The sequence below is a fragment of the Patulibacter medicamentivorans genome (assembly GCF_000240225.1).
In the GTDB taxonomy this organism is placed as follows: domain Bacteria; phylum Actinomycetota; class Thermoleophilia; order Solirubrobacterales; family Solirubrobacteraceae; genus Patulibacter; species Patulibacter medicamentivorans.
The window spans coordinates 1-16106 of record NZ_AGUD01000299.1 but is presented as its reverse complement, the minus strand read 5'-3'; the positions used below and the strand labels follow the sequence as shown (position 1 = coordinate 16106).

General features: G+C 74.3%; 16 protein-coding genes. 11 read left to right on the top strand and 5 right to left on the bottom strand.

What is annotated here, in order from left to right; all coding sequences use genetic code 11:
* Positions 1–105 precede the first annotated feature (105 nt).
* The 5 genes from PAI11_RS21105 to PAI11_RS24955 all read left to right on the top strand — a co-directional run bounded on the left by PAI11_RS21105 (position 106) and on the right by PAI11_RS24955 (position 4543).
* Positions 106–837, top strand: a complete 732-nt coding sequence (locus PAI11_RS21105) for a class I SAM-dependent methyltransferase (RefSeq protein WP_040601254.1) — start codon at positions 106–108, stop codon at positions 835–837.
* A gap of 7 nt (positions 838–844) precedes the next feature.
* Positions 845–1555: a class I SAM-dependent methyltransferase gene (locus tag PAI11_RS21100; RefSeq protein ID WP_007578520.1), complete on the top strand. Its 711-nt coding sequence runs from the start codon at positions 845–847 to the stop codon at positions 1553–1555.
* Between the two features lie 76 nt (positions 1556–1631).
* The gene (locus tag PAI11_RS21095) at positions 1632–3104 is read left to right on the top strand and encodes an oligosaccharide flippase family protein (protein WP_007578519.1); all 1473 of its coding nucleotides are present in this window, start codon (positions 1632–1634) and stop codon (positions 3102–3104) included.
* 3 nt (positions 3105–3107) lie between these two features.
* A complete protein-coding gene (locus PAI11_RS21090; protein ID WP_007578518.1) occupies positions 3108–3902 on the top strand; it encodes a class I SAM-dependent methyltransferase in 795 nt (264 codons plus the stop codon).
* Positions 3899–4543 (top strand): acyltransferase, encoded by a 645-nt coding sequence (locus tag PAI11_RS24955; RefSeq protein ID WP_007578517.1) that lies wholly within the window; start codon positions 3899–3901, stop codon positions 4541–4543. Before PAI11_RS21090 ends, PAI11_RS24955 begins: the two co-directional genes overlap by 4 nt.
* Before the next feature lie 335 nt (positions 4544–4878).
* Here the strand turns inward: PAI11_RS24955 and PAI11_RS24950 are convergent, their stop codons facing one another.
* Positions 4879–5817, bottom strand: coding sequence for a glycosyltransferase family 2 protein (locus PAI11_RS24950; RefSeq protein WP_007578516.1), 939 nt, complete (start codon positions 5815–5817; stop codon positions 4879–4881).
* A 59-nt stretch (positions 5818–5876) separates the two neighbouring features.
* Between PAI11_RS24950 and PAI11_RS24945 the strand changes: the two genes are divergently transcribed.
* On the top strand, positions 5877–6602 hold the full coding sequence (locus tag PAI11_RS24945) for a class I SAM-dependent methyltransferase (protein WP_007578515.1): 726 nt from the start codon (positions 5877–5879) through the stop codon (positions 6600–6602).
* Between the two features lie 71 nt (positions 6603–6673).
* On the opposite strand, the gene PAI11_RS21065 is transcribed toward PAI11_RS24945, so the two are convergent.
* Together PAI11_RS21065 and PAI11_RS21060 are read right to left on the bottom strand one after the other, a co-directional pair.
* Positions 6674–7396 (bottom strand): SDR family oxidoreductase, encoded by a 723-nt coding sequence (locus tag PAI11_RS21065; protein WP_007578514.1) that lies wholly within the window; start codon positions 7394–7396, stop codon positions 6674–6676.
* A complete protein-coding gene (locus PAI11_RS21060) occupies positions 7393–8073 on the bottom strand; it encodes a TetR/AcrR family transcriptional regulator (protein ID WP_007578513.1) in 681 nt (226 codons plus the stop codon). Before PAI11_RS21060 ends, PAI11_RS21065 begins: the two co-directional genes overlap by 4 nt.
* Positions 8074–8168: 95 nt before the next feature.
* Here PAI11_RS21060 and PAI11_RS21055 point away from each other — a divergent pair, with 95 nt between their 5' ends.
* Entirely contained in the window at positions 8169–8885 is a 717-nt protein-coding gene (locus PAI11_RS21055; RefSeq protein ID WP_007578512.1) for an MBL fold metallo-hydrolase, read from the top strand.
* A gap of 46 nt (positions 8886–8931) precedes the next feature.
* On the opposite strand, the gene PAI11_RS21050 is transcribed toward PAI11_RS21055, so the two are convergent.
* Both PAI11_RS21050 and PAI11_RS24940 read right to left on the bottom strand, forming a co-directional pair.
* Positions 8932–10176, bottom strand: coding sequence for an NADH:flavin oxidoreductase/NADH oxidase family protein (locus PAI11_RS21050; RefSeq protein ID WP_007578511.1), 1245 nt, complete (start codon positions 10174–10176; stop codon positions 8932–8934).
* A 145-nt stretch (positions 10177–10321) separates the two neighbouring features.
* Complete coding sequence (locus PAI11_RS24940) at positions 10322–11011, bottom strand: methyltransferase domain-containing protein (RefSeq protein ID WP_050897344.1); 690 nt, start codon at positions 11009–11011, stop codon at positions 10322–10324.
* Between the two features lie 171 nt (positions 11012–11182).
* On the opposite strand from PAI11_RS24940, the gene PAI11_RS21040 reads away from it, so the two are divergent.
* The 4 genes from PAI11_RS21040 to PAI11_RS21025 all read left to right on the top strand — a co-directional run.
* Positions 11183–12712: an oligosaccharide flippase family protein gene (locus PAI11_RS21040; RefSeq protein WP_170320765.1), complete on the top strand. Its 1530-nt coding sequence runs from the start codon at positions 11183–11185 to the stop codon at positions 12710–12712.
* 58 nt (positions 12713–12770) lie between these two features.
* Positions 12771–14150, top strand: coding sequence for a phosphomannomutase/phosphoglucomutase (locus PAI11_RS21035; RefSeq protein WP_007578506.1), 1380 nt, complete (start codon positions 12771–12773; stop codon positions 14148–14150).
* Positions 14151–14187: 37 nt separating this feature from the next.
* The gene (locus PAI11_RS21030) at positions 14188–15234 is read left to right on the top strand and encodes an MBL fold metallo-hydrolase (RefSeq protein WP_007578504.1); all 1047 of its coding nucleotides are present in this window, start codon (positions 14188–14190) and stop codon (positions 15232–15234) included.
* Positions 15235–15268: 34 nt separating this feature from the next.
* The coding region (locus PAI11_RS21025) for a glycosyltransferase family 2 protein (RefSeq protein ID WP_170320764.1) at positions 15269–16106 on the top strand (838 nt) is incomplete at its 3' end.

The window sequence follows — 16106 nt, the reverse complement described above, 5'->3', positions numbered from 1 at the left end:
TGTCGTCATCGATCTGTTGAAGTACGGCGTCCACATCGCTCCGAAGTGCTAGTTCGCCGCGCTTCGAGCTTGCGACGCCGCGACGTGGCTCTACACTCCGCCGCGATGGACGCCCGCCAAGCCGCTGACTCCCGCCCCTGGTACCACACCCTCGAGCTCGCGCCGGGGGTCGTGACGGATGGCTGGTTCGACCTCCGCGAGGACGTCAAGCACTACGGCCTACCCGACGACCTCACCGGCAAGCGGGTGCTCGACGTCGGAACCTGGGACGGCTTCTGGGCCTTCGAGTTCGAGCGCCGCGGCGCCGAGGTCGTGGCCCTCGACCTCGACGACGAGCGGCAGCTGGACTGGCCGCCGCGTCGCCGCCCGCCGGAGAGCGAGATGCGCGACGACCAGCGCGGCGCCGGCTTCCACCTGGCCCACGAGGTCAAGCAGTCGAAGGTCCAGCGGGTCGTGAAGTCGATCTACTTCGCGACGCCCGAGGAGTACGGGCAGTTCGACATCGTCTTCTGCGGCTCGGTCCTGATCCACCTCCGCGACCAGCTGCTGGCGCTCGAGCGGATCCGCAACCTCGTCAAGCCGGGCGGGACCTTCATCTCCGCCGAGGAGTACGACAAGCGCGGCGCGCTGCTGCCGTGGCGCTCGGCCCGCTTCCTGGCCAACCGCGACGCCGCGGTCGTGTTCTGGATGCCGACGGTCAAGACCTGGCAGGCGATGCACTACACCGCCGGCTTCGACACGACCACCGTGCACGGCAAGTTCGACATGCACGCCGGCCGCGGCAAGGACCGCTTCACGGTCCCCCACGTCGTGCTGCACTCGACCTACGGCGGCTGAGCCCGGGATGGCGGAAGCGCCCCAGCCCGAGGTCTCCCACGAGCTGCGGCGCTTCGCCTACGAGAACCCTCGTCCGGACGTCCAGGCGATGGTGCCCGCGGACGTCGGGCGGGTCCTCGACCTGGGCTGCTCGTCGGGGGCGCTCGGCGCCGGCCTGAAGGCCCGCGGGCCCGTCGAGGTGATCGGGGTCGAGGTCGATCCGGTCTACGCCGAGCGAGCCGCCACGCGCCTCGACCGGGTCGAGGTCGCCGACCTCGAGGCCGCCTTCGCCGACGCCGACGCGGCCCGGGCGCTGGTCGGGGACGGCTTCGACTGCGTGGTCTGCGCCGACGTCCTCGAGCACGTCCGCGACCCCGAGCAGGTCCTCTCCTCGGCCGCCGCGCTGCTGCGGCCGGGCGGCGTCGCCGTCGTCTCGCTGCCGAACGTCGGCTACTGGCAGACCCACTGGTCGCTGCTGCGCCACGACCGCTGGCCGCGCCACGAGATGGGGATCTTCGACCGCACCCACCTGCGCTGGTTCAGCTTCCTCAACGCCGTCGAGCTGCTCGCCGACGCCGGAGTGCCGGTCGCCGACCTCGACGCCGACGTCCACCGCGTGATGAAGCTGCGGCCGTTCCGGTCCACGCGCGTCGATCCGCGGCTGCCCGGGGTCGTCCCCCGGCGGCTGCGGTCGCTGGTGACCTTCCAGCACGTCCTGCGCGGACGGCGAGCGGGCTGAGTCGGCGAACGGGCTGGGTCGGCCGCGACCGCCGGGCCCCGCGGACGTGGCCGGCCTAGACTCGCGCTGCTCGTCGATGACCGATCCCGTCCCATCCGAGCGGCCGCGGCGCCGCGCCGCCCTGCCCGTCCCCCGCTCGATGCGGGTCGCGATGACGCGCGGGATCGCCTGGAACGCCGCCTTCCAGGCCTTCGCGACGGTCGTGCAGCTGCTGCGCGGGGTGCTCGTGGCCGCGCTGGTGGCGCCCGAGGAGTACGGGCTCTGGGGCGGCGTGCTGGCGATCATCGGGGCCGCCGGGGTCCTCAAGCAGGTCGGGATCCTCGAGGCCTACCTGGCCGACCAGGACGAGGACGAGGAGCGGAGCTTCCGGGCCGGCTTCACGCTCGAGCTCGGGGTCAACGCGATCCTGACCGGGCTGATCGTGCTGGCCGCGCCGGTGATGGCCGTGGTCTACGGCGACGTGGAGATGCTGTGGCTGGTGCTCGCCTCGACCCTCGCCGCACCGGCGATGGTCCTGCAGGCGGGCATGTGGCCGCTGATCCGGTCGCTGCAGTTCGGTCGCCTGCGGCTGATGCAGACGATCGAGCCGCTGCTGGGAACGGCGATCACCGTCGCCCTGGCCGTCGCCGGGCTCGGGGCATGGTCGCTGGTGATCGGCGGCCTCGTCGGGGCCTGGGCGACCGCCGCGCTGGCGGTCCGCGCCTGCCCGTTCCCGCTGCGGCCGATCCGCGACGTCGAGCGGCTGCGGTCGCGGCTCAAGGTCTCCGCCCCGGTCGCCGCCGCGACCGGCTCGGCCGCGGTCGTGCTGCTCGGATCGGTGATCGCCGCCGAGCTGCTGGTCGGGACCGCGGCGGTCGGCGCGATCACGCTCGCATCGACGGTCGCGCTCGCCGCCCAGCGGCTCGACGCGGCGATCGCCGACGCGGTGATGCCCGCGATCAGCGCCCGCCGCGAGGACCGCGGGCTGCTGGTCGAGGCCTTCGGCAAGGCGAACCAGATGTCGCTGCTGTGGGCCGGCCCGGTCGGCGCCGCCTGCGCGCTGTTCCCGACCACGCTCGTGCACGTGATCCTCGGCGAGCGGTGGGAGCCGATGATCCCGGTCCTGCGCTGGTTCGGGATCGCGATCGTGATCGGCCACGTCGGCACCAACCTCTGGCAGTTCCTGCTCGTGCGCGGCCACGCCCGCTCGCTGCTGGCGCTGGCCGCGGTCCACCTGGGCGGGTTCGTGGCGCTCACGGTCCCGCTGCTCGCCTGGCAGGGGGTCGACGGCTACGGGATCGCGCTGGCCCTGACCGCGCTGATCGGCCTGCTGACCCGCGCCGTGCTCGCGCGGCGGCTGTTCCCGGGGCTCTCGATGGCCCGCCATGCCGGCCGCGCCCTGGCCCCGACGGTGCTCGCGAGCGCCGCCGCGCTGGCCTGCTACCCCCTGCCCGTCGGGGTCCGCATCGGGGTCTTTGGCGCTATCGTCCTCGCGTCCGTCGGGCTCTTCGAGCGCCGGCTCGCGAAGGAGGCCGCCCGGTACCTGCTGGGTCGCGGCCTCACCGCCTAGACGATGCCTCCCGCCAAGCTCACCCCGCCCCGCGTCCCCGCGTCCGCCTACGACGAGGAGTACTTCCGCGAGGCCTGCGGCGACGCGGTCGCCTGGGACGAGCGGCGCGCCGTCGACGGCATCTACGCCTGGGTCGTCCAGACGCTGGGCGTCGGTCCCGAGACGACGCTGGTCGACCTCGGCAGCGGCCGCGGCGAGCTGGTCGTGGCCGCGCTGCTGGCCGGCGCCCGCCAGGCGATCGGCGTCGAGTACTCGCCGGACGCGATCCGGCTGGCCCACGACACGGCGACCGCCCACGGCGTCGCCGAACGGGTCGAGTTCCACCAGGCCGACGTTCGCGACGTGCCGCTCGCGGACGCGCTGGCCGACCACGCGACGATGCTCGACGTCGTCGAGCACCTGACCGGGCCAGAGCTGGCCCAGGCCCTGGTCGAGGCCCGCAGGGTCCTGCGACCGGGCGGGACGCTCCTGGTCCACACGATGCCCAACCGCCTGGTCTACGACCGCACCTACCGGGCCGTCCGGGCGCTGTGGCCCCGCGGGCGCCGGTGGCCGCTCGACCCCCGCAAGCCGATCGAGCACCAGATGCACGTCGGCGAGTTGTCGGCCAGGGAGCTGCGCGCGGCCCTGACCGCGGCCGGCTTCGACGACGTCCAGGTCCGCCACGGCGACCTCCACTGGTTCGGGTTCGTGCCGTCGGCGAAGGCCCGGCGCCTGCTCGCGTGGGCCGACCGGCTGCGGCCGCTGCACCCGCTGACCCGAGGCAACCTGCTCGCGACCGCCCGACGCCCGACATGAACCTGCTCCGACGGATCCACCTGCGCCTCGCCCGCGACCTCGACCTGCGCGCACCGCACTGGGCGTCGCAGCTGCGCCGGCGGTGGCTCTACCTGCGGCACCCGATCGTCGACCTGCAGATCGATCCGACGGCGCACATCGGACCGGGCTTCCAGCTCATCGCGCCCTACGGCGGCCGGCTCGTCGTCGGCCCCTACGCCGAGTTCCGGCGCGGGACGACGATCGAGCTGGGCCCCGAGGCCGAGGTCGTGATCGGCAAGCGCGTGATCTTCACCAACACCGCGCTGGTCCAGATCACGACCCGGCTGGAGATCGGCGACGGCGTCGGCCTGGCCCAGGGAACGACGATCTACGACGGGCGCCACGGCTGGGACGACCCCGACAAGCGCTGGTACGAGCAGCCGTTCGTCTTCCGGCCGATCGTGATCGGCGAGGGCGCCGGCGCCAACAACAAGTGCACGATCACCGCCTCGATCGGCGAGGGCACGATCGTCGCCGCCAACTCGGTCGTCAACCGCGACCTGCCGGCGAACGTGATGGCCGGCGGGATCCCGGCGCGGGTCCTGCGCCGGATCGGCGAGCCCGGCGCGACGACGGACGCCGGGGCCTCGGCTGGCGCTGGGGTCTCGGGGGAAGCGTAGGGGCGCTGCGCCGTTCCGCGCCAACGGTGATCGGCGGGTTGGTCACCGGTCGCGGCTCGGCGGGCTGGTGGCATCGGGGTGTCTGCCGCCTCTCGTCGGCGGTCGGCGAGCGCTGATCGCTCGGCTGACCGGCACGGCACTCCAGCCCGTCATCGAGGAGCGAGTGGACGGCGGGCCACCCGCCCGTTCGGGTCACCTGCCAGTGGGGGGATTTCGCCCTGCCGAGCGCGGACGGCTGACGCCACCTCGACCGGCCCGGGGCGAAATGACGCCACCACGCCCAACCGACCGCGACTACGCGGGCCCAACACCCCGCCCACGGACTCGGACGACCGCTACCCGCCGTCCCCCTCCAACCGCGCCCACTCCTCCCGGAAGCGCGCGGCCAGGTCGTGCTCCCACCAGACCCGCGCCCGCTCGTGCAGCCACGGCCCGATCCCCGGCGTGGCCTCCGGCAGCCACCGGGCCAGCCGGCCGGCCAACGGACCAGAGCGCGGCGTCTGGTCGCGGCCCACGCGCTCGAACCGCGGCCCCAGCACGGTCGCCACGTCGGGGTGGGCGGCCTGCCAGGAGCGCTCGGCGCGGGCGATCCGGCGGATCCGCTGCCGCCACTCCCCCAGCGTCATCCGCGTGTCGTGGATCGCGCCGCCGTCGGCCAGCAGGCGGACGGCCAGGCCGCCGACCTCGCGATCCAGCCGCAAGCCCAGGTCGAGGTCCTCGTAGCCGAACGGGAACCGCAGCTCGTCGAGGCCGCCGATCGCCTCGAGCGGCTCGCGGCGGACCGCGCAGTCGCAGGTGAAGAGGTGCCACCAGCGGGTCCGGCCGTCGGCCGGGATCTCGTGGAAGCCGAACTGGAGCGCGTCCTCGACCCACAGCTCGAACGGCGTCGTCCGCCGCCACGGCGGCCACCGCAGCCGGCCGATCGTGGCCAGCGTCCGATCGCCCTCGCGGTGGGCGGCGGCGTGGGCGGCGATCGCGGTCGGATCCAGCCGCACGTCGTCGTCGACGAACAGGACGACCGGCGCCGCGGTGGCGCGCCAGCCGGCGTTGCGCGTCGCCGAGGCCCCGGGAACCGCCGCCCGGACGCTGCGGTGGCCGCGCGCCGCGACGTCGCCGGCGATCGCGGCGGCGGCGTCCTCGGCGGCCCCGGCGTCGATCGCCACGACCAACTCGCCCCGCTGCCCGACCAGCGCCCGCTCGACCGCGTCGAGCGGCCCGCGAAGGTCGCGCCGGCCGCCCGTCGGCATCACGACGCTGATCTCGGGCTCGGGCACCGGCGAAGTGTTCCACCACCCGCAGGACGTCGCCCGGCCGCGGCTGCGAGCATGCCGCCGTGGCCCTGGATCCCGAGCGCGACCTCGCCGAGCTGCAGGCCTATCTCGGCCCGCGCTTCGACCTCGACCGGCTCCAGAACCACGACGCCGGCGTCCGCGACGAGTGGCGCTCGGTGGCCGACGCCGAGCGCTTCTACCGGACGTCGGAGAGCTACCTCTACGACCTGACCGCGTTCGCGATGTCGGGGGCCAAGGCGCCCTACCACGCGACCCTCCGCGAGCTGGTCCCGCCGGGCGCGCGGCTGCTCGACTTCGGCTGCGGGATCGGGGCCGACGGGCTGTCGCTGCTGGAGGACGGCTACGACGTCACGTTCGCCGACTTCGCCAACCCCTCGACGGCGTACCTGGCGTGGCGGCTGGAGCATCGCGGCCTGCGGGCGCCGATCCTCGACCTCGACGCGTTGCCGCCGCTGGAGCGCTTCGACGCGGTCTACGCCTTCGACGTCGTCGAGCACGCCAGCGACCCCGAGGCCGTGCTGGCACGGATGGAGGGCCTCGGCGGGCTGGTCGTCGCCAACCTGCTCGACACCGACGGCGACGACCTCGAGCTGCACCAGCCGATGCCGCTGCGGCGGCTGCTGGCCCGCGCCGCCCCCGGGCTGGTCCGCCACGAGCTGCACTACGAGCGCTCGCACCTGGTCGCCTACCGGACCGACGCGACCGTCGGCCCGGCGCGCGCGGCGCTGCGACAGCTGCGGATGCGCACCCGCCGCGCCCGCGGCTGACCGAAGCCGGATCCGCGCGTCGGCCCGTGGGGCCCGCGCCGGCACGCCCCACGGACGGGCCAGCCGACCCGCTACATCGCGTCGCCGGGCCGCACGAACTGGATCTCGGGCACGCAGCAGGCCGGCGAGACCCGCAGCAGGAACCGGACCGACTCGGCGATGTCCTGCGGGGTGATCATCTCCTCCGCGGCAACCGTGCCCTTCACGAAGTCCGTCATCGGCGTGTCGACGAAGCCCGGGCAGAGCGCGGTGCTCTTGATCCCCTCCTGGGCCAGTTCCTTGTGCATCGACTCGGTCCAGTTGACGACGGCGCCCTTCGTCGCCGCGTAGACCGACATCCACGCCTGGCCGTACTTGCCGGCGATCGAGGCGGTGTTGACGACCAGCGCGCTCGAGTGCTCCTTGCCCGCCTCGCGCAGCAGCCCGACCGCCTCGCGGTAGAAGAGGATGATCGAGCGCAGGTTGAGGTCCAGCTGCAGGTCGAGCTTCTTGGTCTCGATCTCGGCGACCGACGCCCCGATCCCGATCCCGGCGTTGTTGACGAGCACGTCGAGCCGGCCGTAGCGATCGCGGTGCTCGGCCACCACCCGCTTGACCGCGTCCTCCTCCTGCAGCGGCGCCGCGACGTGGTGGACGGCGAACCCGGCCTCGCGCAGCTCGTCGGCGGCGGCTTCGAGCTTGTCTGCCCGGCGAGCGGCGAGCGTCAGCGAGTAGCCCTCCTCGCCGAGCATCCGCGCGGTCGCGAGGCCGATGCCGCTGCTGGCCCCGGTGACGATGGCGGCGCGTGTGGTCATGGCATGGGTCCTTCGGGATCGGTGGTCTGGGGATGCGGTGCCCCGACCTCCTCCGGCAGCTCCGGAGCGGTCAGCACCGCGTGCAGCAGGAAGACGATCTCGCGGTCGAGGTCGCGCAGCGTCTCGTCGCCGCGGTCGGCCAGCGCCACGACGATCAGCTCGGTCATCGCGCCGACGATCGCGGCCGCCATCGCCGGCGAGAGCGGCCGCAGCTCGGGGTGCTCGCGCCGGACCTCGTCGACCAGCGTCCGCAGCTGCTCGGCCGACCGGCGGTGCATCTCGCGCCGCAGCTCCAGCGCCTCGGGACCCGCGGCCTGGATCTCGATCGCGAACGTCCGCGTGACCGCCGGCGTGTCGGCCAGCACCCCGAGGTAGGCGCGGATCGCCGCCTGCATCCGCTGCGGCCACGGGCCGTCGCCCTCGGCACCGGCAGCCATCCGTCGCAGCAGCAGCGCGCTGCCGGCCCGGTACGACGCCAGGAAGCAGTCGAGCTTGTCGTCGAAGTGCTCGTAGAAGGTCCGTTTGGAGACGCGGGCGTGGCCGACGATGTCGGCGATCGTGGTCGCGGCGAAGCCCTTCTCGTCGACGGCCGTCGCGATCCCGCGCAGCAGCCGCCGACGCTGGTCGGCGGTCCGCGCGGCGGCGATCGGGTCGGCGGGGGTCGTGCGCTGCTTCATGCGTTCGGTGGATCGCGGTCGCCGCCGCTGGTAGCGTGCGACATCGGTACCGCACGGTACCAGCAGCTGCGGTCCCGTCGCCCGAAGGAGCCTCGATGTCGAAGACGCCCACGCTCGAACCGATCGCCGACGGCGTCTCGCTGCTGCGCGGCGGCTTCGGCGGCGCGATGAACGTCGTCCTGATCGACGAGCCCGACGGCAGCGGCGTGACCGTCTTCGACGCCGGCGAGAAGCGCATGGCGCAGGCGATCGCGGCGGCCGGCGCGGCCCGCGGGGGCATCAAGCGGATCGTCCTCGGGCACGCCGACAACGACCACCGCGGCGCCGCCCCGCACGTCGACGCCCCGGTCTACTGCCACCGGCTGGAGGTCGCCGCGGCCGAGGCGGGCGGCCACCGCGACTACTGGCGGATGAACGAGCTGCCGCTGCCGGTCAACCTGCTGCACCGGACGCTGATGCGGATCTCGTGGGAGGGCGGTCCGACGCCGATCGCCGGCACCGTCGCCGAGGGCGACGACGTCGCGGGCTTCCGCGTGGTCGACCTGCCGGGCCACGCGCCGGGGCTGATCGGGCTCTTCCGCGAGCGCGACCGGGTGGCGCTGGTCAGCGACTGCATCTACATGACGAGCATGTACGGCAAGCCGCAGCCGCCGGCGGTGCCGCTCGACCCCTACAACCAGGACAGCGACCGGGCGCGGGCCAGCATCGCCAAGCTCGCCGACCTGGAGCCGGCGATCGTCGTCCCCGGGCACCTCGGGCCGCTGACCGGGCCGGACGTCGTGCCGGCCCTGCGCCGCGCGGCGGCCGGCTAGCTCGGCGGCGGCCTGGTCGCGGCAGCCGCGTCGGGCGGCGCGGGACTCAGCCGCCGCGGCGGCGGCGCAGGGCGCCCCAGCCGTTGTCGACGACCATCGCGAGGACGGTCCTCCAGGCCGGCTCGCCGGGGCGCGGCTCGCGACCGGCGCCGATCCGGTGCAGCTGGCGGGTGTGCCAGTAGAGGTCGACGGCGCCGTCCATGGCGCGGATCCCGATCCGCTTGTCGCCGGCGTCGATCCGCGGGCGGGTGCCGGCCACCAGGCCGGCCGCGGCGTCCGGCTCGACGGCCAGCGGCCGCCCGAGCCCGACCAGGTCGCAGCTGCCGTCGCCGATCGCGTCGCCCATCGCCCGCGTGGTCCGGAAGCCGCCGGTGACCATCAGCGGCACGCCGGGGACCCGCTCGCGGACGCGCTCGGCGTAGTCCAGGAAGTAGGCCTCGCGGCTGCGCGTGCTCTCGCGCTGGACCGGCGCGGCGTCGACCATCGCCGGCGCCTCGTAGGTGCCGCCACTGATCTCGACCAGGTCGATCCCCTCGGCGGCGAGGGCGGCGAGCACGTCGGCGGACTCCTCCTCGCTGAAGCCGCCGCGCTGGAAGTCCGCGGAGTTGAGCTTGATCCCGACCGGGAAGTCCGGACCGACGGCGGCCCGGGTGGCCCGCAGGACCTCGAGCACGAACCGCCGGCGCCGCTCCGGATCGCCGCCCCACTCGTCGTCGCGCTGGTTGGCCAGCGGCGAGAGGAACTGCGAGATCAGGTAGCCGTGCGCCCCGTGCAGCTGGATGCCGTCGAAGCCGGCGCGCCGGAGAACCGCGGCGGTCGCGGCGTAGCGGCCGACGATCTCCTCGATCTCGGCACCGGTCAGCGCCCGCGGCGTGACGAAGCCGGGGATCTTCGGGGCGATCGCGCTCGGGGCCACCGGCCGGTTGCCGCCGGCGAACCACATCGCCTGGCGACCGGGATGGTTGATCTGGACCCAGACCCGAGAGCCGCCGGCCTGCCCGGCCCGCGCCCAGCGCCGCAGGCGGTCGAGGTCGCGATCGTCCTCGACGACGACGTTGCGCGGCTCGCCGAGGTGGCGGCGGTCGACCATCACGTTGCCGGTGATCAGCAGCCCCGCGCCCTCGCGGCCCCAGCGCTCGTAGAGCCGCACCAGGTCCTCGGTCGGCGCGTTCGCGCGGTCGCCGAGCTGCTCGCTCATCGCGGCCTTGGCCAGGCGGTTGGCCAGCCGCGCGCCGCGCGGCAGCTCCAGCGGCTGGCCGAGGCCAGCCGGGGTGATGATCGTCTCAGGCACCGGGTGCTCCACGGGACGGGGGCGGGTCGCCACCAGGCTACTGGTCGGTAGGTCGAAAGGCTACTGCGGCGTAGGCAGCTCGCGACCGGCCCGGCGCCGCCCGCGGCGCGAACCCCCGTCGAGCGGGGGGCGGCGGCGCCCGCGCTCAGCCGCGGGTGGAGGAGGAGCGCCCGCGCAGCCGCTCGCGGACCAGCCGCTTGGACTCGCGCGCCAGCTCCTTGGCCAGCTGCCGCGGCGGGTAGCGCAGCGGCCCGATCCGGACCATCCCGGCGGCGTCGTCCCACCACTTCTGGTGGGCGGCCAGCTGCGGCATCCGGTCCAGCGAGAGGGCGTCCAGCGAGCCGCCGCGGATCCCGACCCCGAAGACCTCACGCGGGATCCCCGGCTCGCCGATTCCGCAGACCCAGACGTCGTCGAACGGCTCCAGCAGCTGACGGAAGCCCTCCGGCGTGAACCGGAAGTAGTCGTTCGGGTAGCCGTGGATGCCGAACAGCATCACCGAGCTGATCAGGCAGAGGCCGCCGTCCGGGCGCAGGACGCGGTGCATCTCGCGGACCGCCGTGACCGGGTCGGCGCAGTGCTCGAGGGTGTCGAGGCTGACCGCGGTGCCGATCTCGCCGTCGGCGAAGGTCAGGCCGCGCAGGTCCTCGACCCGGTCGACGCCGGGCCCCTCGCGGAAGTCGGTGCCGATGAACGGCCGGTCGGGGAAGAACCGCCGCAGGTCGATGTCCTGGTCGGCCTCGACCTGCATCGATCCGAACTCGACGACGGGGTCCTTGGCGGTGACGAGCGCCAGCACATCGGCCAGGAACTCGCGGGTGATCGGCTGAGCCACGGCGCGGAGTGTAAGCGGGCGCGACCCCGCGCGCGAACGCAGCCCGCCGGCGGACCGCTGTACGCACCGTGGCGCATGCACGTTCACCCCGGACAACGCCGCCCGCGAGCCGTACACTGGCCCGGTCGTCGCGGAGGGTCCGTCCGCGACCTCCGGTCCGTGGCCCTGCTGGTGAGCGTCTCTCCCACTCCATCGCCCCTTCCGCCTCCGGGCAGCCCAGCGCCGACGCCGGCACCGGGGTCCGCTGCCGAGGCCGCGCGGGCGCGTGGCGTCCAGCTCGGTCGCCGCTCGCTGCGCGAGCACGCCACCCGCGGGGTCCTGATCAGCGGCGTCTGGATGGCCGTGATGGGCGCGGTCCAGACCGGGCGCAACCTGGTCCTGCCGGCCGTCGTCGGCCCTTCGGAGTACGGGCTCTGGGGCGCGCTGCTGGTCGCGGGCGCGCTGCTGGCGGCGTTCCGCACGACCGGCGCCAACGAGATCTTCGTCGGCCAGAACGAGGAGGACCAGGAGCAGGCCTTCCAGCGGGTCTTCGCGATCGAGGTCACCGTCAACGCCCTGCTGATGGTGATCACGGTCGCCGTCGCGCCGCTGCTGGCGCTGATGTACGGCGACGATCGGCTGCTGCTGCTCGGGATGGCGACCGCCCTCGCCTGGCCGGCGCAGACGCTGCAGGCGCCGCTGTGGATGCTCAACCGCACGATGCAGTTCGGCCGCCTGCGGCTGATCCAGTCGGTCGACCCGGTGATCGGCACGATCGTCGCGATCGGCCTCGCGGTGGCGGGCCTCGGCGCCTGGGCGATCGTCCTCGGGATCCTCGTCGGCGCCTGGGGCACGGCGCTGATCGCGATCGTCATCAGCCCCTACAAGCTGCGCCCGCGCTTCGACCGCGAGGCGCTGCGGCGCTACGGCGGGATCTCGGTGCCGCTGTGGCTCAGCGCCGTCACCGCGTCGCTGGTCTCGCTCGGGCTGATGGTCCTGGCCCGCTGGGAGATCGGCCTGGTCGCCGTCGGCGCGGTGACGCTGGCCGCCAACCTGACGTTCTTCGCCCAGCGCCTCGACCAGGCGGTCTCGACCGTGCTCTACCCGGCGATCGCGGCCGCGCAGGACAAGCCCGACGTGCTGCACGAGACCTTCGGCAAGGCCAACCGCGTCGGCCTGGCGTGGGCGGTCCCGGTCGCGGCGCTGCTGGTCGTCTTCGGCCCCGAGCTGGTGCCGCTGCTCTACGGCGACGAGTGGCGCGACGCGATCCCGGTGGTCCAGTGGTTCGCGATCGCGATCGCGATCGCCCACCTCGGGACCAACTGGTGGCAGTACGAGCTGGTCCAGGGCGACGCCCGCCCGATGGCCGTCAACGGCGTGATGGCGATCGTCTTCTTCGTCGTGCTCCAGATCCCGCCGGTGCTGCTCTGGGGCCTGGAGGGGCTGGCGATCAGCGCCGTCGCCCAGGCGCTCGGGCAGCTGGCCGTGCGGACCATCTACGTGCGCCGCCGGTTCGGGCACTGGTCGCCGATCGGGCTCGCGCTGCGCTCGCTGCTGCCGGTGCTGCCGGCGACCGCCGCCGGCTACGGGCTGCTGCGGACCGACCTGCCGCTGGGCGCCTCGATCGGCACGTTCCTCGTGCTCCTGCTCGCCGGCACGCTGCTGTTCGAGCGGTCGCTGGTGCGGGAGATCGGCGGCTACCTGCGTGGCGCCGTCCGCTGATCGCGGGCGTCACCGCGACCCGGCCGTCGGCGGCCTCCCACCCATAGGATGCCGCCCCATGTCCGTCCCCTCGGAGATCTTCAAGGCCTACGACATCCGCGGCATCGCGGGTGAGCAGATCACGGCCGAGGTCGCCCACAGGATCGGCCGCGCCTTCGCCCACGTGATCGCGAAGCTGGCCGAGAAGCCCGTCACCGAGATCCGCGTCGGGCTCGGCCGCGACATGCGGCTCTCGGCCCCGGAGCTCGCGCGCGCCTACCGCGACGGGATCGTCCGCGAGGGCGCCTCGGTGCTGGACGTCGGCCAGGTCGGGACCGAGATGCTCTACTGGACGGTCGGCAGCCGTGGGCTCGACGGCGGCCTGATGTGCACCGCCTCGCACAACCCGAAGGCGTACACCGGCGCCAAGCTCGTCGAGCGCGGGGCGCTGGCGCTGTCCGGCGATCGCGGGATCCAGGACATCCGCAAGCTCGCGCAGGACGTCGCGTTCCTCGCCCGCGAGCCCGCCTCGACGCCGGGCGACGTCGTCGAGGAGGACGTCTACGAGCCGTTCCAGGCCGCCGCGCTGGAGTTCGTCGACCCGGCCGCGATCAAGCCGCTGAAGGTCGTCGTCGACGGCGGCAACGGGATGGCCGGCCCGATGGTCGGCCCGGTGCTGGAGCGGCTGGGGCTCGACCTCGTGACCGCCTACTGGACGCCCGACGGCAACTTCCCCGACCACGAGCCGAACCCGCTGCTGCCCGAGAACCGCGAGTTCATCATCGGCAAGGTCCGCGAGACCGGCGCCGACCTCGGGATCGCCTGGGACGGCGACGCCGACCGCTGCTTCTTCATCGACGACCAGGGCCAGTTCGTCGACGGCGACTTCCTGACCGCGCTGCTGGCCGAGGCGCTGCTGCAGCGGACCCCGGCCGCGACGATCCTCTACGACTGCCGCGCCTCGCGCGCCGTCGCCGACGTCGTCACGGCGGCCGGCGGCACGGCGCTGATCAACCGCGTCGGCCACGCGTTCTTCAAGACCCGGATGCGCGAGACCGGCGCGATCTTCGGCGGCGAGGTCTCCGGGCACTACTACTTCGAGGCGTTCTCGAACGCCGACTCGGGGACGATCCCGGCGCTGCTGATCCTCGAGCTGCTCAGCGAGCGGGGGGCCAAGCTCTCCGAGCTGGTCGGCGACTACCGCGCCAAGTACTTCATCTCGGGCGAGATCAACTCGACGGTCGAGGACGGCGACGGCCGGATCGCCGAGATCGAGCGCCGCTACGCCGACGCGACGATCACCCACGTCGACGGGGTCTCGGTCGACTACGAGGACTGGCACTTCAACGTCCGCCAGTCGAACACCGAGCCGCTGCTGCGCCTGTGCCTGGAATCGCTGGTCTCGGTCGAGCACATGGAGCAGAAGCGCGACGAGGTCCTCGGGCTGATCCGCTCGTGAGGACGGGCCGGCCCGGCGTCCGAGCGATGGTCCCGCGGTGAGCAGCTCCTCCCCCGCGCCCGGCGGTCCCGGCCATCCGCTGGCGGCCGCGGCCGGCGTCCACCCGATCCCGCTGCCGACGCCGTTCCCGGTCGGCGACGTCAACGCCTGGCTGATCGAGGACGACCCGCTGACGCTGGTCGACGTCGGACCCGGCAGCGCGCGGGCGCTGGTGGCGCTCGAGGCCGGCCTGGCCGCTCGCGGGCACCGGATCGAGGACCTCGAGCGGGTCGTCCTGACCCACGAGCACGTCGACCACGTCGGCCTGGCGGCGATCGTCGTCGAGCGCTCCGGGGCCGAGGTCGCCGCGATCGACCTGCTCGCCCCGCGACTCGCCGACCCGGCCGGAATCGGCCGCCGCGAGACCCGCTTCATGGCCCGCGCGATGCAGCGCCACGGCCTGCCGTCCGACGTCGCGGTCGCGCTCGTCGCGCTCCAGCAGGGCCACCAGGCGTGGGCCGGGGACCCGGTGCCGGTCGGCCGCGCCCTGACCGCCGGCGATCGACTGCCGTTCGCGGGTCGCTCGCTGGAGGTCCTCTACCGTCCCGGCCACAGCATGACCGACACGGTCCTGCTCGACCGCGAACGCTCGATCGCGATCGGCGGCGACCACCTGATCGGGGCGATCTCGTCGAACCCGATCCTGGCCTGCGATCCCGCGGCGCTCGACCCGCGGCTGCCCGCCCCCGAGGCCGAGGCCCGCGTCTCGACGCTGCGCCGCTACGTCGCCAGCCTGCGGGAGACCGCGGCGCTGGCGCCGGCGGTCGTGCTGGCGGGCCACGGCGACGCCGTCACCGACGTGGCGGGGCTGGTCGCCGAGCGGCTGCGGCTGCACGAGCGGCGCAAGGGCAAGATCCTCGGCCTGCTGGGCGAGGGCGAGCCCGCCTCGGCGTTCGACCTGGCCCGCCGGATGTGGGGCGACACCGCCCTCAAGCAGCCGTTCCTCGTGATCTCCGAGGTCCTCGGACACCTCGACCTGCTGATCGACGACGATGCGATCGTCGCCGAGCGGGCCGACGACGTCGACCGCTGGCGTCCGCGATGAGCTCCCGCCCCGCCCCGCCGACCCGCCGCCGCCCGTGACCGCACCCGTCCACGTCGTCGTCGTCTCCTACCGCACGCCGCAGCTGCTCGACCGCTGCCTGGCGTCGCTGCGTCCCGAGGTCGACGCCGGCCGCGCGACGGTCGCGGTGGTCGACAACGCGCCCGGCGACGGCTCCGCCGAGATCGTCCGGGAACGCCACGGATGGGCGACGCTGATCGACCCCGGCGCCAACCTCGGCTTCGGCCCGGCCGTCAACCTCGGCGCCCGCGGCAGCGACGCGGCCTGGATCGCCCCGGCGAACGCCGACATCGCCTTCGAGCCCGGGGCCCTGGAGGCGCTGCTGCGGGCCGGCGAGCGCGACCCGGGCGCCGGCATCCTCGCCCCGCGGCTGGTGATGCCCGACGGCGCCACGCAGCACTCGGTCCACCCCTTCCCGAGCGTCCGCTTCACCGCCGCATTCAACGCCGGCGCGGTCGATCGCAGCCCACGGCTGCGGCGGCAGCACGTCCTCGAGGGCGCCTGGGACGCCGACCGCGGTCGCCGCGTGCCGTGGGCCCACGGGGCGCTGCTGCTGGTGCGGGCGGAGGCGTGGCGGGCGATCGGCGGCTTCGACGAGGCGATGTGGATGTACGCCGAGGACCTCGACGTCTGCTGGCGCGCCAACCGGGCCGGCTGGGCGACTCGCTACGTCCCCGACGCGCACGTCCGGCACGAGGTCAGCGCCGCGACGGCCGCCGCCTGGGGCGACGCCCGCCAGCGCCGCGCGATGGCCTCGACCTACCGCTGGCTGGCGCGCCGGCGGAGCCCCGTCGCGGCCGCGACGGTCGCCGGCCTCAACGTCGCCGGGTCGCTGGCGCGGGTCGCGCTCGGGG